Source organism: Enterococcus sp. DIV1059_2, from assembly GCF_051713685.1.
Taxonomy (GTDB): domain Bacteria; phylum Bacillota; class Bacilli; order Lactobacillales; family Enterococcaceae; genus Enterococcus_D; species Enterococcus_D casseliflavus.
Map to the genome: position 1 here is coordinate 2,770,603 of NZ_JBIOQK010000001.1, position 18,803 is coordinate 2,789,405.

General features: G+C 40.7%; 26 protein-coding genes. 5 read left to right on the forward strand and 21 right to left on the reverse strand.

The window, feature by feature from the left end; genetic code table 11:
• Positions 1-291 precede the first annotated feature (291 nt).
• On the forward strand, positions 292-627 hold the full coding sequence (locus IGI72_RS13130) for an antibiotic biosynthesis monooxygenase family protein (RefSeq protein ID WP_438754535.1): 336 nt from the start codon (positions 292-294) through the stop codon (positions 625-627).
• A gap of 74 nt (positions 628-701) precedes the next feature.
• Here IGI72_RS13130 and IGI72_RS13135 read toward each other — a convergent pair whose 3' ends face one another.
• The 12 genes from IGI72_RS13135 to IGI72_RS13190 all read right to left on the reverse strand — a co-directional run bounded on the left by IGI72_RS13135 (position 702) and on the right by IGI72_RS13190 (position 9,804).
• On the reverse strand, positions 702-1,475 hold the full coding sequence (locus IGI72_RS13135) for a hypothetical protein (RefSeq protein ID WP_438754537.1): 774 nt from the start codon (positions 1,473-1,475) through the stop codon (positions 702-704).
• A 158-nt stretch (positions 1,476-1,633) separates the two neighbouring features.
• Entirely contained in the window at positions 1,634-1,861 is a 228-nt protein-coding gene (locus tag IGI72_RS13140) for a hypothetical protein (protein WP_005229082.1), read from the reverse strand.
• Positions 1,862-2,039: 178 nt separating this feature from the next.
• A complete protein-coding gene (locus IGI72_RS13145) occupies positions 2,040-2,501 on the reverse strand; it encodes a GAF domain-containing protein (RefSeq protein WP_015510123.1) in 462 nt (153 codons plus the stop codon).
• A gap of 179 nt (positions 2,502-2,680) precedes the next feature.
• Positions 2,681-3,328, reverse strand: coding sequence for an NAD(P)H-binding protein (locus tag IGI72_RS13150; protein ID WP_016608699.1), 648 nt, complete (start codon positions 3,326-3,328; stop codon positions 2,681-2,683).
• A gap of 136 nt (positions 3,329-3,464) precedes the next feature.
• Complete coding sequence (locus IGI72_RS13155; RefSeq protein WP_010749722.1) at positions 3,465-3,890, reverse strand: Rrf2 family transcriptional regulator; 426 nt, start codon at positions 3,888-3,890, stop codon at positions 3,465-3,467.
• A gap of 192 nt (positions 3,891-4,082) precedes the next feature.
• The gene (locus tag IGI72_RS13160) at positions 4,083-4,487 is read right to left on the reverse strand and encodes a VOC family protein (RefSeq protein ID WP_005229066.1); all 405 of its coding nucleotides are present in this window, start codon (positions 4,485-4,487) and stop codon (positions 4,083-4,085) included.
• Positions 4,488-4,723: 236 nt separating this feature from the next.
• The gene (locus IGI72_RS13165) at positions 4,724-5,074 is read right to left on the reverse strand and encodes a PTS glucitol/sorbitol transporter subunit IIA (protein WP_015510125.1); all 351 of its coding nucleotides are present in this window, start codon (positions 5,072-5,074) and stop codon (positions 4,724-4,726) included.
• Positions 5,075-5,221: 147 nt separating this feature from the next.
• The gene (locus IGI72_RS13170; protein WP_438754540.1) at positions 5,222-6,166 is read right to left on the reverse strand and encodes a sugar-binding transcriptional regulator; all 945 of its coding nucleotides are present in this window, start codon (positions 6,164-6,166) and stop codon (positions 5,222-5,224) included.
• 236 nt (positions 6,167-6,402) lie between these two features.
• Positions 6,403-7,428 carry a PTS glucitol/sorbitol transporter subunit IIB gene (srlE, locus tag IGI72_RS13175; protein ID WP_284591033.1) on the reverse strand — a complete coding sequence of 342 codons (1,026 nt, stop codon included), beginning with the start codon at positions 7,426-7,428 and terminating at the stop codon, positions 6,403-6,405.
• 34 nt (positions 7,429-7,462) lie between these two features.
• A complete protein-coding gene (gene srlA, locus IGI72_RS13180) occupies positions 7,463-8,002 on the reverse strand; it encodes a PTS glucitol/sorbitol transporter subunit IIC (protein ID WP_005237225.1) in 540 nt (179 codons plus the stop codon).
• Positions 8,003-8,020: 18 nt separating this feature from the next.
• The gene (locus tag IGI72_RS13185; RefSeq protein WP_220427099.1) at positions 8,021-8,404 is read right to left on the reverse strand and encodes a transcriptional regulator GutM; all 384 of its coding nucleotides are present in this window, start codon (positions 8,402-8,404) and stop codon (positions 8,021-8,023) included.
• 155 nt (positions 8,405-8,559) lie between these two features.
• Positions 8,560-9,804, reverse strand: coding sequence for an NAD(P)H-dependent oxidoreductase (locus IGI72_RS13190; RefSeq protein ID WP_438754543.1), 1,245 nt, complete (start codon positions 9,802-9,804; stop codon positions 8,560-8,562).
• Between the two features lie 590 nt (positions 9,805-10,394).
• On the opposite strand from IGI72_RS13190, the gene IGI72_RS13195 reads away from it, so the two are divergent.
• On the forward strand, positions 10,395-11,447 hold the full coding sequence (locus IGI72_RS13195) for a zinc-binding dehydrogenase (protein ID WP_074536033.1): 1,053 nt from the start codon (positions 10,395-10,397) through the stop codon (positions 11,445-11,447).
• 229 nt (positions 11,448-11,676) lie between these two features.
• Here the strand turns inward: IGI72_RS13195 and rplS are convergent, their stop codons facing one another.
• From rplS to rpsP, 7 genes are all read right to left on the reverse strand, one after another.
• On the reverse strand, positions 11,677-12,024 hold the full coding sequence (gene rplS, locus IGI72_RS13200; protein ID WP_002357176.1) for a 50S ribosomal protein L19: 348 nt from the start codon (positions 12,022-12,024) through the stop codon (positions 11,677-11,679).
• A 166-nt stretch (positions 12,025-12,190) separates the two neighbouring features.
• Positions 12,191-12,937 carry a tRNA (guanosine(37)-N1)-methyltransferase TrmD gene (gene trmD, locus IGI72_RS13205; RefSeq protein ID WP_438754545.1) on the reverse strand — a complete coding sequence of 249 codons (747 nt, stop codon included), beginning with the start codon at positions 12,935-12,937 and terminating at the stop codon, positions 12,191-12,193.
• Positions 12,927-13,451 carry a ribosome maturation factor RimM gene (gene rimM / locus IGI72_RS13210; protein ID WP_010749728.1) on the reverse strand — a complete coding sequence of 175 codons (525 nt, stop codon included), beginning with the start codon at positions 13,449-13,451 and terminating at the stop codon, positions 12,927-12,929. The genes trmD and rimM overlap by 11 nt, the downstream gene beginning before the upstream one ends.
• 155 nt (positions 13,452-13,606) lie before the next feature.
• A complete protein-coding gene (locus tag IGI72_RS13215; protein ID WP_159160857.1) occupies positions 13,607-14,431 on the reverse strand; it encodes a hypothetical protein in 825 nt (274 codons plus the stop codon).
• An 86-nt stretch (positions 14,432-14,517) separates the two neighbouring features.
• Positions 14,518-14,775, reverse strand: coding sequence for a hypothetical protein (locus tag IGI72_RS13220; protein WP_074933521.1), 258 nt, complete (start codon positions 14,773-14,775; stop codon positions 14,518-14,520).
• Positions 14,776-14,888: 113 nt separating this feature from the next.
• The gene (locus IGI72_RS13225) at positions 14,889-15,134 is read right to left on the reverse strand and encodes a KH domain-containing protein (protein ID WP_005228918.1); all 246 of its coding nucleotides are present in this window, start codon (positions 15,132-15,134) and stop codon (positions 14,889-14,891) included.
• Positions 15,135-15,145: 11 nt separating this feature from the next.
• Positions 15,146-15,421: a 30S ribosomal protein S16 gene (gene rpsP / locus IGI72_RS13230; protein WP_005228917.1), complete on the reverse strand. Its 276-nt coding sequence runs from the start codon at positions 15,419-15,421 to the stop codon at positions 15,146-15,148.
• Positions 15,422-15,675: 254 nt separating this feature from the next.
• Between rpsP and IGI72_RS13235 the strand changes: the two genes are divergently transcribed.
• Entirely contained in the window at positions 15,676-16,227 is a 552-nt protein-coding gene (locus IGI72_RS13235; RefSeq protein WP_195960886.1) for an NADPH-dependent FMN reductase, read from the forward strand.
• A gap of 84 nt (positions 16,228-16,311) precedes the next feature.
• Here the strand turns inward: IGI72_RS13235 and IGI72_RS13240 are convergent, their stop codons facing one another.
• Positions 16,312-16,845 carry a dihydrofolate reductase family protein gene (locus IGI72_RS13240; RefSeq protein WP_005228914.1) on the reverse strand — a complete coding sequence of 178 codons (534 nt, stop codon included), beginning with the start codon at positions 16,843-16,845 and terminating at the stop codon, positions 16,312-16,314.
• Positions 16,846-16,858: 13 nt separating this feature from the next.
• On the reverse strand, positions 16,859-17,428 hold the full coding sequence (locus tag IGI72_RS13245; RefSeq protein WP_034869182.1) for a DNA-3-methyladenine glycosylase I: 570 nt from the start codon (positions 17,426-17,428) through the stop codon (positions 16,859-16,861).
• 100 nt (positions 17,429-17,528) lie between these two features.
• Between IGI72_RS13245 and IGI72_RS13250 the strand changes: the two genes are divergently transcribed.
• Both IGI72_RS13250 and IGI72_RS13255 read left to right on the forward strand, forming a co-directional pair.
• Positions 17,529-17,915 (forward strand): GntR family transcriptional regulator, encoded by a 387-nt coding sequence (locus IGI72_RS13250; protein ID WP_438754548.1) that lies wholly within the window; start codon positions 17,529-17,531, stop codon positions 17,913-17,915.
• Entirely contained in the window at positions 17,912-18,793 is an 882-nt protein-coding gene (locus IGI72_RS13255; RefSeq protein ID WP_015510136.1) for an ATP-binding cassette domain-containing protein, read from the forward strand. The genes IGI72_RS13250 and IGI72_RS13255 overlap by 4 nt, the downstream gene beginning before the upstream one ends.
• Positions 18,794-18,803 lie beyond the last annotated feature (10 nt).

Genomic DNA, 18,803 nt, shown 5'->3' on the forward strand with positions numbered 1-18,803 from the left:
GAAAGTAAAAAAAACGTATCTATTTTAAAATGGGAGTGGTACACTAAACAAACGAAGAGTATTGCACGTGAGAAAAGAAAGACTTCCCCAAGTATCCATTTTCTCCAATACTCTTCGGACTCTTCAGTACGTATATTAATTATACGTACTTTTTTCATTTGTTCAAGGCTTTTGAAAGATTTAATCAAAAAGTGAAAATCGATAAAAACGTACAAATCCCTTACGCTAATTGACAATGATTCTCAATTAGCGCTATACTAAATGAAATCACTCACAGCAAGGAGGAATTTCATGTATATCCGTACCGTCGCATTTGAAGTAATTCCTGAAGGTAAAGAACGATTTCTAGCTAAAATGAAAAAAGATACCGCCTCAATGAAAGCATTCGCTGGCTGTCAGTCTGCTGAAGCTTGGTTTTCAGAATCAAAAGACCGCCTCGTTTTCCAGTTGGTGTCAAAATGGACTGAGAAAAAAGCATTTCAAGCTTGGTTAAAACGCCCCGAACATCTGCAAAAGCACCGAGAGGCGTATCGAGCAGAAAAGGAAGGAACTGCAAAACCGAGCCTTGTTTTGTCCAAAACAGGTCAAGAATTTGTCTTGATCGATGAAGAGCCTACTCCTAGTTAAACGATACAAGCGATCCACCAAAGCTGATTCCGTTCGCTTTGGTGGATCGCTTTCTTGTTCAGTGTCTTTCTTTTCTATTCCACCGTTCGCTCGTTCAGGGTTCTTCCTTGCTGATCTTTTAATTGAAGCCAGCCATTGGTTCCCCCATAGTAAAGAAACATGCCGACCTCATTGACACTTTTTAATACGACGTCTTCAATCGTTCGTCCCTCTTTGATCGCTGATTGATTCTCTTGCCGTATCTTTTCTGCTAATCGTGCTGAAAAGCCCACCGAGCCGTCTTTGTTCAAAGGAACCTCTTGACGCAAAGTAGCGCCTTTTTCAATTCGAACCTCGTTGCGTTTCTGCCAATAGACCGTTGCTGTACTTCCTTGATAATCCACCATAAAGGGTTCATCTTGTAATTCTTTTGACCATTTATGACGAGGCTTACCCCCTTTTTTCACCGCTTTCGTTTCCTTTTTGCTGGTAGATACATAACCCAGAAAATCGATCAAGCAATCAAATGGTTCCGCACAAACAGCGACCCCTTGTTGCAGTTCCTGTGGAATCACGATAGGTGCGTTGGAAGCATTGGACAGTTGATATTTCTCTTGATAATAGGCTGCTAAGTATGGCGCCATGATCTCCCAAGGTGGTGTAAGGATCATTAAGCGATCATATTCTTGCTTGTTATCAAATGTTTTCTCATCTGCAACTGATAGTAATTGGCCTTCTTTTATGGCTAAAAGGACGGTATTGTCTTTTGTTTCAATAAGTTTTCCTTTAACAATTTGCAGTTGCCCTGCTTCCTTCGGCAATTCAAAAAGCATCTGTTTGTCATCAATGACCGTTTTTTCTAATTCCATTTCGCTCCCTGCTTTCTGCTAGTTTCTCGCCCATTATAGCATGTATTTTTCTACGCAGCGGTGTCCAAGAATCAAAAAAAGAGGCTGCTTCCAAGAAACAGCCCCTTTGTTAAGGGAATTGGTTTACGTGCATGGCTTCGCTTGATTGGGATTAACCCTTAGCTAGAAAAGCATTCAACCAATGCTGGTTGATAGATCTCGTTGTATTTTGCCACAACTCGTCCACAACGTTCTTCAAGCTCGTCATGATCGGTCTCTTCATAACGGATCACATGCAAAACGGCACAACGTTCCATTTTTCTGACCACTTCTCCGATAACGCGGCTTTCTAAGCCAACTGGTTTACATTCATATGCTTTACCTAATACAATTGTTTCTGCTTCCATAATGCGCTCCTTACTACTCGTTTCTCTAATTGTATTATCATCTTATCATCTAATTCTAATAAAATAAAGCGATATGCATGTCTATTTAAAACAAAAATGAAAAAAGTGCCCATTATTCAATGAACACTTGCTTTGTAAACGTTATATTGTTTTTTGCTAATTATTAAGAAATGACGATTTATTTACGACTCGCTACTAGGATCGCCGCAAATTCTTCAAGATATTTCTGATCGATCTCATCATAGCTGTTCGTTTTGCCACTATCGATATCCAACACACCAATCAATTGATCATCAGCTATCATAGGAACAACGATTTCAGACATAGCTGCCGAGTCACAAGAGATATAGTTCTCATGTTCTTTGACATTCGGGACGATCAATGTCGTTTGTTTTGCCGCTGACTCTCCACAAACCCCTTTGCCCATAGTGATTCTGGTGCAAGATACTCTTCCTTGGAACGGGCCTAAGATCAGTTCGCCTTCTTCAAACAAATAGTAGCCGGCAAACACCGTATCTTCCAATGTTTCATTTAATAAAGCAGAAGAGTTTGCTAGATTAGCGATCCAATTACTCTCTGCTTCTAATAATCCTTTTAATTGCAGAAGCATCAATTCATACGCTTCGATTTTTTTATTCATTTTCTCACCTCTGTCCTTGATTATAAGCAAAGACAGAGGATTTGTCTTGTCTAAATTACTGAGTATGGGAAACAATAATGTGAAAAAAGAACTGTTGCCTAAAATAGCCTATCCATCCACTCGTACCAATAGTCAACGCTACTCATAGCATTTCCTTCTCAGTCGTCTTTGAAAACTTACTAGGCATCAATCACAGTAAAGCGAGTGTTTTCATGTTGTACTGTTTCGATCTCATCGATAATTGCCTTAGCTAACGTACCGCTAGATGTCACCGATTCCTTTTGTTCGTTGAATAGTAAGTGATCTTTCCCTAAAATCGCTGGTTTAGCTGGTCCTTCTTGAAAGACATTCCCAGGAGAAATCCCCACCCAAGGGACATTTTTGACTGTTTCTAAAAAGAGATATTCGTCTAGCTGATTTTCTGGAATCGCAATCCAACTTTCGCTTCCTGGTGCTTTTTTCAACTCAGAGAGATTGCGTTCCCCCGCTTCATTGAATAAACTGCCGGCTCCTAAGATGAAGAACAAACGAGTGTTTTTTTCTCGAAACAGGTGCACTAATTTTGCTGCCAGATCCACATGCAAGTAAGCTTTGTCAGGACTTGTCGCAAACGCGTCAACAAGCACATCAAAGTCACTGAGCTCTTCTTCTGTGAGAGAAAAAGCATCCTTTGTAAGTGTTTTGACCGTCTCACCAAGTTGTTCTTTGGCCTTCGCTTCATTTCTCACGATAGCAGTCACTTCGTGTCCTCTCTGTACTGCTTCTTGATAAATTGCTGAACCTGCATTCCCTGTTGCGCCAATAATACCGATTTTCATAATGATCATCCTTCCTACTTTTGTTTTTTCAAAATCAGTTGTTACTAATTAAGTTACAACTAGAGTATAAAAGAAACTTTCTTCCCTGTCAAGAATTTGCCTAGCAGGTGAAAGTTCTTTTTTTACAGCCTTTTATGTGACACTTTTAATGATTGGCTTCTACTTGAATGCCGTCAATGATGGATTGTAGCGAGATAGCGCTCATTTCCTGCTCAATTTTCTTTTGCAGCACATCGTAAGTTTCCTCTAATACCGTTTGGATATTCCCCCCAATCAAGCAATTGGGATTGGTCTTTTTGTCCGCATGTAAAAGATGCTGATCTTTTTCAACACTCGCATAGATGTCCAACAAAGAAATCTCATTTGGTTCCTTCGTTAGTTTAGGGTTTGGTTTTCCTCTTTGGCTTTCGATCAATCCGGCAATACGCAGATCACTCATAATCCGGCGAACATAAGCAGGATTCGTTTCAACACTCTGGGCGATCCGATCACTTGATAGATCAGTTCCTTTAAAGAGGTGGATGTAAGCGAGGATGTGAATGGCGTCGCTGTATTTCGTTGAATATTTCACTTCGTATCCACTCCTTTTTCTTGTATCATACCTCTTTTTTCAAATTTAGACAAAGGGTACTGACCAATCTTACAAAACTCGAGGATCCCGTCAAGAAAAAGCAGCCCTCAAAAAGTTAGCACAAAAGCCTAACTTCTTGAGGGAACTGCCTACTGAACCATTTTTTTCCTTTTTATTTAAACGAGCACTTTACTAATAGCCTTTCATCCAAGCAGACTCAATCTGATTGCCGTCAGGATCAACGATTTCATAGCCGACCATCATGTCCTCTGGAATCCCCATATCAACTTGGAACGACTGTCCACCATTTTCTTCAGCGATTTTTGCAAAATTCTTTGCTTCTTCTGGTGTGTCAAAACTAAACGCGATCAATGCGCCACTCGTCTTCTTTGTATCTGCAATACTTCTACCATTTAGAAATTGTTGGTAAAACGCATGTTCTAACAGCATTAACCAAATCGATTCACTCCAAACCATTCCACTGCTGGTCTCGTTTGAGAACTCTTCATTTTTTACAAACCCCAGCGCTTCATAAAAGGATGTTGCACGTTTGATATCAGTGACAGGCAAGTTAATAAACACCATTTTGTTCGCCATTTTCTTGCTCCCTTTCTTTGGTAAGCTGCACTGCTGAATCCGTTCTCATTATAGCACTGGTCGATTGAATAAGAGAAACAATTGGCTTCTAGCGAATAAATGACTGATTTATTCTTTTCAAATCATTTTTGTGAAAAAACCTTTACTAAGATCGATAGCAATCACTCCTAATATAGGTCATTGTGGCTATGGCTGATTCATTCCAACTAAATCTCCGATCCTTGAGGAAGCAATATTTAGAAAGTGATTGCTTGTCCAACGTGTAAATCAGGCCACTCATTTGGCGAGACGATAATCGCTCCTGGAAGAACTTCATTTTCTCCCTCACGGAAATAGATGGAGATATGCCCCAATTCAGTGAAATTCGCATTTGCTGCCGATCCAACTTCTTGGATCTCATATTCTTTTTCTCCAATACGAAATTTCCCACCAACTTGAATCACATCTTCTGTTGGATCCTCATGTGTATGGATGACCGAAATCGCTCTCAATTCTGGTGTTGCTTTTGGTCCAAAAAGGATCAATAAACTTTCTTCTTTAAATGCTTCCACTAATTCTCCGATTTCTGTGACTGTTGTTTTGTACATCGAACATCCTCCTAGAATTCTTTTCAATCAAATAAATAGCGCTTACAATTGGACTGTAAGAAACAGTGCTCTTGAAAGACTATCTGCTTCTATTTTGTTTATTGGTTCTGATCGTTGCAGCGCTTTGTGAGCCCTAATAACTTACACTTACGCTTCATGCAACAATTCATTTGCAACTTCATCTGTTGTAACAAGGACATTGATCAGCTGATGTTCTAGTGCAATTTTTATCGGTAAAACTTTTTTTGTTCCATAAGCAATCCCGATGACCGTGGGTATTTTTTTAATATCTTTTAAGTTCACACCAATCACACTCTTATTCAACTGACAATCAACTTCATTCCCTGTTTCATCAAAAAATCGAGAATTTATGTCTCCCTTGATTCCTTTTTCTTTAAGGCTTTTCATATCGGAATCGTCAATATAACCGATTTCTGCCATTGTGCTTTCCTCGAAAGGACTTGCTACCCCGACTAAAGCAATATCGACTTCACGTGCTTCTGCTATGACACTACGAATGGTTGAGTTTTCGGTCAAGTCCTTTTTAATTTGAGGGTTTGAAACTAACGCTGGCGCATACAAGTACTTCGCTCGTCCTCGCATTTTTCTTGCCAGATCATACGATAATTGGTTGGAGTGGATATCTACATGATCATCCCCCATTCCACCAATCAAGGGGTATACGGTGATCTCAGATTGATTGGTAAAAGGAAAGTTATCAACTAAATTGCGGAGTGATTTCCCCCAAGACATCCCGATTTTAGCCGCTTTTTTTGATACCTTTTGCAGATACAAAGCACCTTGTCGTCCGACCATTTTATCCACTTCATGATTTGCCAGATCCATCGTATCCACGACAACTGCACTTTTCAACTGGTATTTTTGTTCCAGTTTTCGCTCTAGCGTTGCTGAATAAACACTTTTGCTATTAATAAAAATCTCTACTAAGCCAGCTTCCTTCGCATCAATTAAATTTTTAGAAACCAAAGAACGAGAAACACCAATGATTTTCGCAATCTCCGCTTGGGTTTTTCCTTCTTCATAGTACATCGATGCAATTTTAACTAGCTCTTTTTCATCTGTGCGATCCATCACGCATCTCTCCCTAAACCCTTTTATTAAAATATACCACACCTATTGTCAAATGACACAGCCAATTCGCGATTTTCTAGAAATATGTTGGCTGATGTCTGCGGATGGATGTTGTTTTCTCCCATGATCTCTTGGAAGAACTAGGCAATGCACTTCCACAAACGTTTTGTTTCTGTTGCAAATGAGTAGAAATTTTTTTCATTTAGAAAAGTATGATTTTCTCTGCTTTTTTCTCATTAGTACATCCCGATGCTAAAGACCCAAGCAATCAATACTGCAAGCACACCTGTAATGACCCGGCTATACAAGATCGCTGGGACTCCGACTTGCACGGTTTCAGGTTTTGCTTCGCCAAGGGATAGACCAACCGGAATGAAATCACAACCTGCTTGAGCATTGATAGCAAAAAGCGCCGGTAACGCATAAGCAACTGGAATGGTGCCTAAGCCAATTTGTGTTCCGATCAAAACACCAACGACTTGCGCAATCACACCACCAGGTCCTAAAATGGGCGATAGAAAAGGCATACTACAAATAAAAGCAATCAAAAGCATACCAATGATCGAATCAGAAAATGGTGCTAAAGCTTGTGCTAGGAGATCACCTACTCCTGTATAATTGATAAATCCGATCAGCATGCTGATAAATGCCATGAAAGGAATAATGTTTTTCAATAGCATATCAACTGCATCGCGTCCTGCTTGGTAAAAAATGCCCATCACTTTGCCTATCCCTCGAGAGAACTTCACGAGAATGCTCTCTTTTTTGGCATTTTGTGCTTGGTGCTGTGCTTTTGCTTGGGCATACTTTTCTTCAAATGACTCTGGGGCATCTGTAGTTTCAGTATCCGCCTGTTTCTCTAGCGTTTTTTCTTCTACAAGCACTGCCCCTTTATTTTCACATAGCTCGATATCCTCTGGCGTGACACCAGAAACGAAAACATCTTCTGTAATGAACTTAGCTAAAGGGCCAGAAGGCGAAGATGGCAAAACATCAACTGTTGGGATTTTCTTCATTGGATAAACCCCGATACGTGCTGTTCCACCACAATCGATGACTGCTGCCATGATTTCTTCTTCTGGGATCGCATTTGAGAAACCGTCGACGACTTCAGCCCCACTCAGTTCGCCCATCTTTTTCGCAACAGGATGAATTCCTCCTCCAGTCACAGAGATAATCTTGATTTTTTTCCCTTCAGGCTGAATTTCTAATCCTTTTCCCCAGCCGTTGCTGCCTTTTTTTACAAAAATCTTTCTGTACATCGCTTTTCCTCCCATATACTCGATTCAACACACTTTAAATCGTTTCAGTTTTTGTGGCAGATTCTCGCTTCATTAAAAATTTTGTGATTTTCTCCGTAATCACACCTCTAACGAAAACCACGACAATCCCACATAAGAAATAACGAACGGCTAAACTTCCTTGATCATACCCTGCCTTCATGACCCCGTTAGCGATCCCCAAGTATACAAAAAGTTCGCCGGCATTCGCATAAGGAAATAACCCTGTTACAGGATGCAAAAATGAAACTACAGCATCATAAAATGCCGGTTTTTCTTCTTCCTCAACGAATTTTCCAAACGTATATGCCATTGGATTCGTTAATAAAAGGACCGATAAAATCGGCATGACTGTGTACCTTAATACAAGATGTTTCGCACTGGCACGAATTGCTTTATTGACTCGCTTCTCTCCAATAATAGCGATCAAAGAATAGGTAAATGTTAGTAAAACGATCAATAGCGGTATAATACCAGTCATAAAACTCATAAATTGTTCTCCACCGGCTTCAAACAACCCAATAAAGTTTTTACCAAACCATTCAATATATTTCATTATTCATTCCTCCTAAAATCAAGTAATCGGTTTCATTTTTTTGTCTAAAAAGGACAAAATCGCTTTTTGGTGCAAACACGATTTTTTCGCTTGCCATTCCTTCAATAACTCTTGAGAGGTTTGTTCACCAACTAATGCCTCACAAGATGTAAAACGAGAAAAAATCGTCAAGCCAGAATACGTATACGCCTCAATGATCCTTCCCTGTGTATTTGTTACTACGACTAATACCACCGATGAATACCAATTTTTGGCCACTTCTGTATTTAATTGATACCCACTTTTATTTTTATAGCGTTGGATTAATTGTTTCACAAAGCGCTGATAATACCGAATTTGAAACAAACTAAATATTCCTTGTAAAACGACGATAAGTGTTCCTAACACCACAATTCCTTGCATAAATAACCTCTCCTTTAACTACCACGTTTTTTGTAAGTATGTGATATTGATATCTTTTTAGTGTAATTGATTCCTATGTTCGATACAAGCTAACGGTTATTTTATTCCTACTTACCTTATCTGGATCAGCGGTTAAAGGAGAAGCTAACTACTGTTTAATCAAATGTTTCGTCTTGCAATTTGCGTAATTTATATACAGTCGTTGATTCATCTAATTCCACATCATCCACCGTTAAAAAGGCGCCTTCTTTGATTGGACGCTTGGCAACTGCGCCAGCAATCAACCCAATCGGAATGTGACTATTTCTTTTCATGTCTTCATGGGTCTCAAGGACACCTCTTACGCAAAAGCCGCCGATTCCATCGATTCGCTCACCCGCTTTGATGGCTTTTTTCGTCACACAAACAGTTTCTGAAACAGGTGCTCCCATAGGTACGATTGCTGTATCTTGCTCTAGTACAGCTCTTGCAATCGTAATTGGTGTTTCTAATGAGCATAGATGAAACGGCCGATAGAGAAGATGATGATCACGCTCGCCTTTTTTCATCAGGTAATCTAATTCATGACTAACGCCTTCGTTTTGCCCTTTCACTATACAAAAGATACCCGGGGCAATTCCGTCAACATATTCCACCACACCAAATTTATTTAATATCCCACCGTTTTCTTTGGTCGTCAGTTGTTCGAGCGTTCCATCTAAATCAGCACTGATGCCATGCATGCCAACAACGTCAGGGACAAACCCGATTGCATTAGAGAGCAAGTTCATTTCTCCCATCGTCTTTGTTCCATCTTGAAATGACGCTAGAATTTTCGGGCTCATTTTTTGGGCTTTGGCTTTTGCAGCTGCCGTATCTGGATTGGCATGGACCATCAATTGATTATTTTTTCCTTTACCAGCGACTAACACTTCCATCCCCATACTTTTAGCAAATTCATACATCTGCATCGTAGCCGCTGGCTCATCACCATCTGATCCAGTATAAATCAAGTCGGTTGCTCCATATAGCTTATTCATCAGCGGTCCGATCGTAATATCGATTTCAACATTCAAAAGTACAAGATGCTTTTTCGCCATTAGTGATTCAAGAGAAATTTGTGCACCTGCCTCTGGGACACCGGTTGCGTCAACGATTATCTCAACTTTATCGGAATGAATAATATCTTTAAAATCTTGGCTGATCAAAATGTCGATCTTCTCATGGGCTGTCGCATTGTAAGCAGCAGCTGCACGATTGGCAGCTTCTAAATTGATATCGCTTATCCCACTGACGATCATTCCAGGAATCGTTGAAATTTGTGAAATCATACCAAAGCCCATTTGTCCTGCCCCAATCACACCTACCTTGATCGGGTTTCCTTCTTTTTCACGATGTAACAACTTTGTATAAAGCGTCATTGCTTCTTCCTCCTTTTTGTCAAACGACAAGATATTTGTCATTTGCTATTACATCTGTATTTTGCCATCTATTTTGTCATATGTCAACACCATTATCAAATGACATAATAATAGACGTCTCATTTTCCTTTTTCTTCCTGTCTATTTGCTATCCTTTCTTTATTCAGTCATTCGTTCTTTTCATCCGTAGAATTGACCGAATCGACCATAATTACTTTTATAGTCATAAAAATTTTCAAAAAAGAACTAAATAAATCACCTAAGAATCTGAGCTATAAAAAGCTAGGTTCTCCTCTCAAGAAAAAAGAAGGACTCGAAAATCGTTTATCATTTTCGAGTCCTCCTTTTTTTGTTCAAATTTCATGGTTCAAGTGCCCTTTAGAGTTATCCATGCTGATTCACTGATGGTTCAATTGAAGTAACGACAAAAAAGAAGAAATTCTTTCTTAACCTCTGCCATAAATCAGGATGTAACGAATTTGTTGATATAAATTTTTAGAGAACGTCATTTCTTGATGTGTCTTTTTCTTGACCTAAAGTTAACTTCAGCATTTATACTAACAATACTAACTTAAGAAAGAAGGATTTATATGAGAGCAGCAATTTTTGAAAAAGCAGGATTAGTTAAAGTGGAGGAAGTAAAAAAGCCAACTTTACAAGCAGCCGATGATGTTATTATTAAAGTTGTCCGAGCATGTGTTTGCGGTTCTGATCTTTGGTCGTATGCCCATGGCGATAGTAAAGAACCTCATTCAGTTAATGATGGTCATGAGGCATTAGGCATCGTTGAAGAAATCGGTCCAGACATTACGACTGTGAAACCTGGAGATTTTGTCATCGTCCCCTTCACCCATGGTTGTGGTGAATGTGATGCTTGCCGTGCCGGCTTTGATGGCACATGCGACCGTCATCAAGGTACAACGAATTGGTCTAACGGTTTCCAATCTGAGTATATCAACTTCCATTACGGCAACTGGGCCCTTGTAAAAGTTCCAGGTCAGCCAGCTGATTATACGGAAGGTATGATCAAGTCTCTTTTAACTTTGGCAGATGTTATGCCCACAGGATATCATGCGGCACGTTGTGCACATGTAGAAAAAGGGGATAAAGTCGTCGTGATTGGCGATGGTGCCGTAGGACAATGTGCTGTCATCGCGGCAAAAATGCGTGGGGCTTCCCAAATTATTTTAATGAGCCGTCATAAAGATCGACAAGAAATGGCTCTTCAATCAGGTGCTACAGCTGTTGTGGCTGAGCGTGGTGAAGAGGGAATCGCGAAGGTACGCGAGATCCTTGGTGGAGGCGCGGATGCTGCTCTTGAATGTGTTGGTACAGAAGCTGCCATTACACAAGCCCTTGGTGTATTGCATAATGGTGGTCGTGTAGGTTATGTCGGCGTACCTCACTATGACAATCGACCAATCGGTTCCACTTTTGCTCAAAACATTTCCATTGCGGGAGGATCTGCATCGGTCACAACATATGATAAGGAAATCCTGTTAAAAGCGGTGCTTGATGGTACTATCAATCCAGGCCGCGTTTTCACCCAAACCTATGATTTAGATGATATCAACCAAGCCTATGCCGATATGCAGGAACGAAAAACGATCAAATCTATGGTTGTTGTTTCAAGGGATGAATAGACAAAGCTAATTAAAAAACGCTCGTCCGAACAATGGACAGCCTCTCGATAGACAAAGTACTATAACCAGTACTTTGTCTTTTTATCCATGAAGAAAGAAAACACTGTAACAGCCTACCCTTTTTCCACAATTAATCAATTCTAGAACTTTAAAATGATAGAACATAACGCCGAACAAAAGAAAAAAGCCCTTGAAATCAAGGGCTTTTGCTTCATCTGATAATAAATGATTAACGACGAATTTCTTTGATACGAGCTGCTTTTCCGTGTAATGCACGCAAGTAGTACAATTTTGCACGACGTACTTTACCGTAACGAACAACTTCGATTTGTGCAACACGTGGTGTGTGCAATGGGAAGGTACGTTCAACACCTACACCGTTTGATACTTTACGAACTGTATAAGTTTCGCTGATACCAGCACCGCGGCGTTTGATGACAACACCTTCAAATAACTGGATACGTTCGCGAGTTCCTTCGACAACTTTCGCGTGAACGCGAACAGTGTCCCCAGGACGGAAAGCTGGGATGTCAGTACGTAATTGTTCTTGAGTTAGTTCTTGAATCAATGGATTCATGTTTATCATTCTCCTTATTCCCAAACATTCTTAAAGCATGAAAGCTCCAGCGGAACATCGTAATAGTTGAGTTTACACTCACTGAAATATCTTACCACAGTCGACCATAGGCTGTAAAGAGAATTTTCTTGTCATGGCGCAGAATATCAAAAAAACTGGCACTATTTTACTTGCCAGTCTTCGCTTCGTCTTCAATTTCTTTTAAAAGCTTCTGCATTTCAGCGGTCAGCGGATAAGTTTCCAGCATATCTGGACGTCGCTGATACGTTCGGCGCAATGATTCTTTTAATTGCCACTGCTCGATCAATTTATGATTGCCATTCATCAAAACGTCCGGCACTTTCATGCCTTTAAACTCTGCCGGGCGTGTATATTGCGGATGTTCTAATAAACCAGTGGAATGAGAATCGGTTTGTGCGGAGGTTTGATTGCCTAAAACTTCTGGTAATAGCCTGACCGTCGCATCGATCATGACCATTGCCCCCAATTCGCCGCCAGTCAAGACGTAATCCCCCAGTGACACTTCATCCGTGACCAATGAACGGATTCGTTCATCATAGCCTTCATAGTGACCGCAAATAAAAACAAGGTGCTCTTCGGTAGAAAATTCTTCCGCCATCTTTTGATCAAAGGGTTTTCCCGCTGGGTCTAACAGGATCACCCGCTTTTTCGTTTCTGGTGTTGCTTCTTCGATCGCTTTGATATTGTCATAGACAGGTTGGACTTTTAATAACATTCCTGCTCCGCCACCATAAGGATAGTCATCCACTGTTTGATGTTTGTTGTCAGAATAATCACGGAAATTAGAGACATTGATTTCTAATAATCCCTTTTCCCGTGCTTTACCGATGATCGATTCTCCAAGAGGCCCTTCAAACATTCGCGGAAATAGTGTCAACACATCAATTCTCATCGTCTAACAACCCTTCTGGGATCTCAACGATGACCTGACCATTTTCAAGATCGATGGTATGAACAACAGATTCGATATAAGGAATCAAGGCATCCTTCTTCCCTTTTCGCTGTACCACCCAAACATCATTGGCGCCTGGTGAAAGGATCTCTTTGACTTTACCAATGACTGTGCCATCTTCTTCGACGACTTCCAGACCAATAATTTCATGGTAGTAAAACTCATTTTCTGCTAGATCCACCAAATCATCCTTGGTAACTTTTAAAATGCCGTTACGAAACGGTTCAACGTCGTTGATGTTGGGATAGCCCTCAAACGTTAACAAATCAAAATTTTTATGTTTGCGATGACCTGAAACAATCAATGGTAATGGCTCTTTATTTTCACGAAAAAGTGTCAATTCAGCCCCTTTACGGTAGCGTTCTTCTGGAAAATCCGTTTGTGATATCACTCGTACTTCTCCACGGATCCCATGTGTATTGACGATTTTCCCTACGTTTAAATATTCTGTCACGTTCGTTCCCCATTTCTTCTAACTTCTGTTCTATTTTAGCATAGCAAAGTAGCGAATTCTAGCCGTTTCCTAGCGCCCTCTTTTTTCCTCAAAATCATCGCGCGAAAAACACCCCTTCGACGCTTGATCAAAGGGGCAATGTCCTAATCTGAAACTTATTGATTCATTGAAACGGCCATTTCCAAAGCTGAACGTGCATCTTGATGTTGCACCGTTCGAAGCATCTTTTCTTGTTGCCAGACCACGGTAGTTGCTGTATGGTCATTTTTTCCCATATCAATGGTGATTTGACCGACCTCAGGCGCTGGAAGCATGGCTTCTTCTAGATACGCTACCACTTCTTTGGCAACCGGCACAGGATCTTGTTCCTCTTGGTTGACTGCTCGAACAGTCAATGACCAATTTCCTTCTTGCCAACTTAAATAACTGGAGCCAGCAGCTCCTTGCATATGCCCAGTAATCCCATATCCGAGATCGACGGCTTGTCCGCCATCATCCGCTGTTACATTGACCGCTGCAGCCGCTTCATCCGCTGATTGATACTCTTTTGATTGAAAAGCAGCAAGCGGTGTTTCCTCGTTCAAAGCCTTGTCATTGAGAGACAATTGCTGATCAAGTCCATAATAAAGAATCGAGGCATCGGATTGACTGCCAGCTGTGGCCGCATTCAACACTTTACCCGAAGCAAGCGGAACGTCCTTTGGCAAGACAAGATCAGGGAATACCGCTTGTATTTGGCTATAGATGTCTGTGGTGCTACTCGTATTTGAAGAATCCTCAGACCCCCCCTGACTAGTCGATGCAGTTGATTGACTGGTTTCTGATTGACTACTTTTTTGTGTTTGGGTACTTTCCACCATAGTCGTTGCTGTTGTTTCAGCTGTACTGGCTTGACTGGTTTCTTGGTCTTTTTGATTATTACAGCCAGCCAAGGTTCCGATCGCTAGCAGCGTAACAAATAATCCTAGTTCTTTTTTCATGATGTTCCCCTCCTTATACAAAGGATACCCCTCAATAAAAAAAATGACAAACAAGTCAGATTGTCTGTCATTTTTTTGTCGATTTTTTAAAGATTAGTGACCCAATTTTGCAGTGATTGGAAGCCGTCCTTGATCCATTGCCAAACTTGATTGGCGATCGTCGATAGGTCGCCCCAACGAAAGTTTTGTGTCCATTGGTTCAGTTGGGTCATGATCTCCTCACGATAGACCCAAATCAAAAAAAGTAGTAGCAAGACCCCTAGCGTTCGCCAAAGAAAAGAACCGATTTTATAAATAAAGACGAGAATCAAAAGAACGACGATCCATGCGATTAGTTGAGACATACAAGCACCTCCTCATTTTTGATTATCTCAAAACCATCCTTTTTTGTCCTCCATCTTAAGCATGAATTTTACAAAAAAAGCATTTCTCAAAGAGAAATGCTTTACACTCTTGCTTATTTACCATCAATGATATTCAAACGAACTTTTTTCGGTCCATTTGTCCGTACACTGTAAACGATCGTTCGAATTGCTTTGGCAACCCGACCTTGTTTACCGATGATACGACCAATATCTTCTGGTGCCACAGTAAGATTATATTCCAAGAAATCATCTGACTCTACCAGCTCAAGCTTGATATCCTCAGGTTTGGTAACAAGTGGTGAAACGATCGTTAAGACTAATTCTTGCAAATCTTTCATCCAAAGTCACCTTATTTCTTAGTGAATTTTGCTTCGTGGTGTTTTTTCATAACGCCTTCTTTAGAAAGGATGTTACGAACTGTATCTGAAGGTTGCGCACCTTTAGATAACCAATCAAGAACTAGATCTTCTTTGATTGTTACTTCAGCTGGGTCTAGTAAAGGATTGTAAGTACCAACTGTTTCGATGAAACGTCCGTCACGAGGAGAACGTGAATCTGCTACGACGATACGGTAAAAAGGTTTCTTTTTAGAACCCATGCGTTTTAAACGAATTTTTACTGCCATTATTTACACCTCCATTGATTTAATCACAAGAGCTAGTTTAACAGGTTTTTCTGATGGTGTAAAGAGTTTTTTCTTTACAGCTGAAAAAAGTTTTTCTTTCCTGTTTTTTCGGCATGGTTATCTTTTGCCAGAATGAATCTGGACGCGTATCATGAATATTAGAGAAAGCTTTTTAAGGTCAAATCGTTTTATTTGCACCATTCACTTACTTTTGGTAAGCTAAATGAGTAGAAAACAACAAGGAGGAATTTTACATGACAAAAAAAATCGGTTTTATCGTCGGCAGCTTGCGGGAAGGTTCTTACAATAAACTTGTAGCGAAAAAATTCGCATCACTATTACCAGAAGGTTTTGAAGCATCTTTCATCGAGATCGGCAACTTGCCTTTTTACAATGAAGATTTGGAAGTTGAAGGAAAAGTTCCTGCTGAATGGACAGCATTTCGTGAAGCATTAAGCGCCGTTGATGGGGTCTTCTTCTTTACACCAGAATACAACCGCTCTGTTCCTGCAGTCTTGAAAAATGCTTTAGACGTTGGTTCTCGTCCTTACGGTGCGAGCAGTTGGGGTGGCAAACCAGCCTTAGTCGTCAGCGTTTCTCCAGGAGCGATCGCTGGATTTGGTGCGAACCATCACTTGCGTCAATCATTAGTCTTTTTGGATATGCCTACTCTGCAACAACCAGAAGCCTACATTGGCGGTATCACAAACTTGATCGATGAAAACAATGAAATCAACCCAGATACAGTAAGCTTTTTCGAAACGATCCTTGCAAAATATATTGAATTCTTTCAACGATTCAACTAATGAAGATTCCATACAAAAAGACCAAGAAACTCGGCACTGAGTTTCTTGGTCTTTTTTACTGTGAAGAATAATCGTTTGCGCTTTTTACTCGCTGCCTGACACAGACTTTCGGACAAAATGGAGTTCTGTCAGTTCCCCCATCTGTTTTGTTTCAACAAACGTCAAGCGTCTCGAGTAATCCCCCGGTTCAAACAGTCGCTTGCCTTCTCCTAAAAATACCGGCGCGATTTGAATAAACCATTCATCGATCAAATCAGCTTCCAGCAATGGTTTTAATAAGGAACCTCCCCCTACTACCCATACGTTTTCCTCTTGTTTTAATGCTGAAACAAAGGCCACTGGATCCGTTGACACTAGCGTTGCATCTGGCAACGGTTCTTTTTGTGTTCGGGAAAAAACATAGTTTGTCGTTTCGGGATACAACAGTCCACCATCCATAAGTTTTTTTGCTTCTTGATAGGTCTTTCTCCCCATCACTGTCGCATCGATGGTTGCAAAAAATGCTTCATAAGTCGTGGCGACACCGGTATCGGTTTGAAACAGCCAGTCCAGTTGATCCTTCAGACCTGCTAAATAGCCATCGAGGCTGATCGCACCATAGAATATCACTTTTCCCATTATGCTCGCTCCTTTATTCTTTGTTTGCTGCTGATGTTCGACAAACACAAGTGACTAAATGGTCGTTGACCATGCCGACAGCTTCCATAAAGGCGTAAATAATGGTCGTTCCGACAAATTTAAACCCTCGCTTTTTCAAATCTTTCGCTAGCTGATCAGAGATTTCCGAATGGGTCGGTACATCGGATTGCTGCTCAAATTCATTAATGATCGGCTGATGATCGACATATCGCCACAAGAATGCGGAGAAACTACCATATTCTTGCTGGATTTTTAAAACTTCTTGGGCATTGCTGATCGCCGCTTCAATCTTTCGCCGATTGCGGATGATTCCTGGATTCATCATCAGTTCTTCCACTTTTTCTTCCGTATAGTTCGCTACTTTGGTGATTTCAAACTGATCATACGCCGCATCAAAATTCGCCATTTTATTTAAAATCGTTTGCCAGCTCAACCCTGCTTGATTCATATCTAACACCAATTTTCGAAACAACTGCTGATCCTCATACTCAGGTTTCCCCCAGATTGTATCATGATACTCCTGCATCGCTGGTGTACTGTTGGCCCACTCACATCGTTCCATTGTCCTCATCAGCTCCTTTTTGTTTATTTTATCATAAAAGACTTTACTTCCACTAGTGTACTACGTATACTAGTACACATAAATGAAAGGAGCTGATTTTGTGGTTCGCATTAACAAAGCCAGCAGCAAACCTTACTATGAGCAATTGGTTTTAAGTATCAAAGAAGATATTCTGAACGGTGTTCTAACCGCTGGAGACCAAGTGCCTTCGGTTCGTGAAATGGCCAAACACCTGTTGATGAATCCAAATACCGTCAGCAAAGCCTACAAAGTATTGGAAAATGAGCAAGTGCTTGTCACCATCAAAGGAAAAGGCACCTTTGTGAAAGTTACTGAGGATCTGCCACGCGATGAGATTCGGATCTCACAAGTGAAAGAACGCTTGAAAGAATTGGTGATCGAAGCACGCCATTTACAGATCAGCATGCGTGAGCTGAGCGATTGGATGAATGGCTTTGAACAAGAGTTAGGAGGCGATCCACAGTGAAGATCGAACATGTGACCAAGAAAATGGAGCAAACAATTATCTTAGAAAACGTGAACTTCTCTTTGGAAAAAGGAGAGCTCGTAGGATTGATCGGCCGCAATGGTTCTGGGAAAACCACGTTGTTTCGGACGGTCGCTGGACATTATTTACTAGATGATGGCGAGATTTCGATCGATAACCAACGCCTGGATCAGCACCCGGAATTAAAAGAACAGCTTTTTTATATCGATGAAAAAGAAAACTTTCTGGCTGCCTACTCGTTAAAAAAAATCAATCAATTTTATCGGCTTGCTTATCCGAATTTTGATCAAAATCTTTATTTAGAATTGATGCAAAGCCATGGTCTGCCGCTAACGCTTTCTTACCGGCGAATGTCAAAAGGAATGCAAGGTCTTTATAAGATGATTCTAGCGATCGCTTCAAATGCGACGTTCTTACTGTTAGACGAACCTTTTGATGGGCTTGATGTGATCGTCCGTAAAAAAGTGATTGGACTATTGCTGGAAAGCCTCAGTGAGTCGAATCGTACCGCATTGATCGCTTCCCATAATCTAAATGAATTAGAGCATATTATTGATCGTGCCTTGTTGATCAAAGGGAAAACGATTGAAGGAGACTACCGTTTGGAAACGATTCGCGAACAATCTCGCAAACTTCAACTCGTCTTTCGCAGCAAGCAGATTCCTCCCCTTATCAAGCAGCGCTCCAAGCTGATTCAAAAACAAGGTCGAGTCTTGACCGCTTTGTTTGACAATTACACAAAAGAGCTGGCGGCTGAGATCCAGCAGCTTGACCCTTTGGTTTTCGAAGAATTGCCCTTGACCTTGGAAGATCTGTTTGAAGCAAATTTACGACAAGAGGCATTAGTGGAAGGATAGAGGTGGAAAA

What these genes read in the sequence shown, in the direction of transcription:
- IGI72_RS13130 (WP_438754535.1), top strand. Translation starts at nt 292, where the DNA reads ATGTATATCCGTACCGTCGCATTTGAAGTAATTCCTGAAGGTAAAGAA.
- IGI72_RS13135 (WP_438754537.1), bottom strand. Translation starts at nt 1,475, where the DNA reads ATGGAATTAGAAAAAACGGTCATTGATGACAAACAGATGCTTTTTGAA.
- IGI72_RS13140 (WP_005229082.1), bottom strand. Translation starts at nt 1,861, where the DNA reads ATGGAAGCAGAAACAATTGTATTAGGTAAAGCATATGAATGTAAACCA.
- IGI72_RS13145 (WP_015510123.1), bottom strand. Translation starts at nt 2,501, where the DNA reads ATGAATAAAAAAATCGAAGCGTATGAATTGATGCTTCTGCAATTAAAA.
- IGI72_RS13150 (WP_016608699.1), bottom strand. Translation starts at nt 3,328, where the DNA reads ATGATCATTATGAAAATCGGTATTATTGGCGCAACAGGGAATGCAGGT.
- IGI72_RS13160 (WP_005229066.1), bottom strand. Translation starts at nt 4,487, where the DNA reads ATGGCGAACAAAATGGTGTTTATTAACTTGCCTGTCACTGATATCAAA.
- IGI72_RS13165 (WP_015510125.1), bottom strand. Translation starts at nt 5,074, where the DNA reads ATGTACAAAACAACAGTCACAGAAATCGGAGAATTAGTGGAAGCATTT.
- IGI72_RS13170 (WP_438754540.1), bottom strand. Translation starts at nt 6,166, where the DNA reads ATGGATCGCACAGATGAAAAAGAGCTAGTTAAAATTGCATCGATGTAC.
- srlE (WP_284591033.1), bottom strand. Translation starts at nt 7,428, where the DNA reads ATGTACAGAAAGATTTTTGTAAAAAAAGGCAGCAACGGCTGGGGAAAA.
- srlA (WP_005237225.1), bottom strand. Translation starts at nt 8,002, where the DNA reads ATGAAATATATTGAATGGTTTGGTAAAAACTTTATTGGGTTGTTTGAA.
- IGI72_RS13185 (WP_220427099.1), bottom strand. Translation starts at nt 8,404, where the DNA reads ATGCAAGGAATTGTGGTGTTAGGAACACTTATCGTCGTTTTACAAGGA.
- IGI72_RS13190 (WP_438754543.1), bottom strand. Translation starts at nt 9,804, where the DNA reads ATGACGCTTTATACAAAGTTGTTACATCGTGAAAAAGAAGGAAACCCG.
- IGI72_RS13195 (WP_074536033.1), top strand. Translation starts at nt 10,395, where the DNA reads ATGAGAGCAGCAATTTTTGAAAAAGCAGGATTAGTTAAAGTGGAGGAA.
- rplS (WP_002357176.1), bottom strand. Translation starts at nt 12,024, where the DNA reads ATGAATCCATTGATTCAAGAACTAACTCAAGAACAATTACGTACTGAC.
- trmD (WP_438754545.1), bottom strand. Translation starts at nt 12,937, where the DNA reads ATGAGAATTGATGTGTTGACACTATTTCCGCGAATGTTTGAAGGGCCT.
- IGI72_RS13215 (WP_159160857.1), bottom strand. Translation starts at nt 14,431, where the DNA reads ATGAAAAAAGAACTAGGATTATTTGTTACGCTGCTAGCGATCGGAACC.
- IGI72_RS13220 (WP_074933521.1), bottom strand. Translation starts at nt 14,775, where the DNA reads ATGTCTCAACTAATCGCATGGATCGTCGTTCTTTTGATTCTCGTCTTT.
- IGI72_RS13225 (WP_005228918.1), bottom strand. Translation starts at nt 15,134, where the DNA reads ATGAAAGATTTGCAAGAATTAGTCTTAACGATCGTTTCACCACTTGTT.
- rpsP (WP_005228917.1), bottom strand. Translation starts at nt 15,421, where the DNA reads ATGGCAGTAAAAATTCGTTTAAAACGCATGGGTTCTAAAAAGAAACCT.
- IGI72_RS13235 (WP_195960886.1), top strand. Translation starts at nt 15,676, where the DNA reads ATGACAAAAAAAATCGGTTTTATCGTCGGCAGCTTGCGGGAAGGTTCT.
- IGI72_RS13240 (WP_005228914.1), bottom strand. Translation starts at nt 16,845, where the DNA reads ATGGGAAAAGTGATATTCTATGGTGCGATCAGCCTCGATGGCTATTTA.
- IGI72_RS13245 (WP_034869182.1), bottom strand. Translation starts at nt 17,428, where the DNA reads ATGGAACGATGTGAGTGGGCCAACAGTACACCAGCGATGCAGGAGTAT.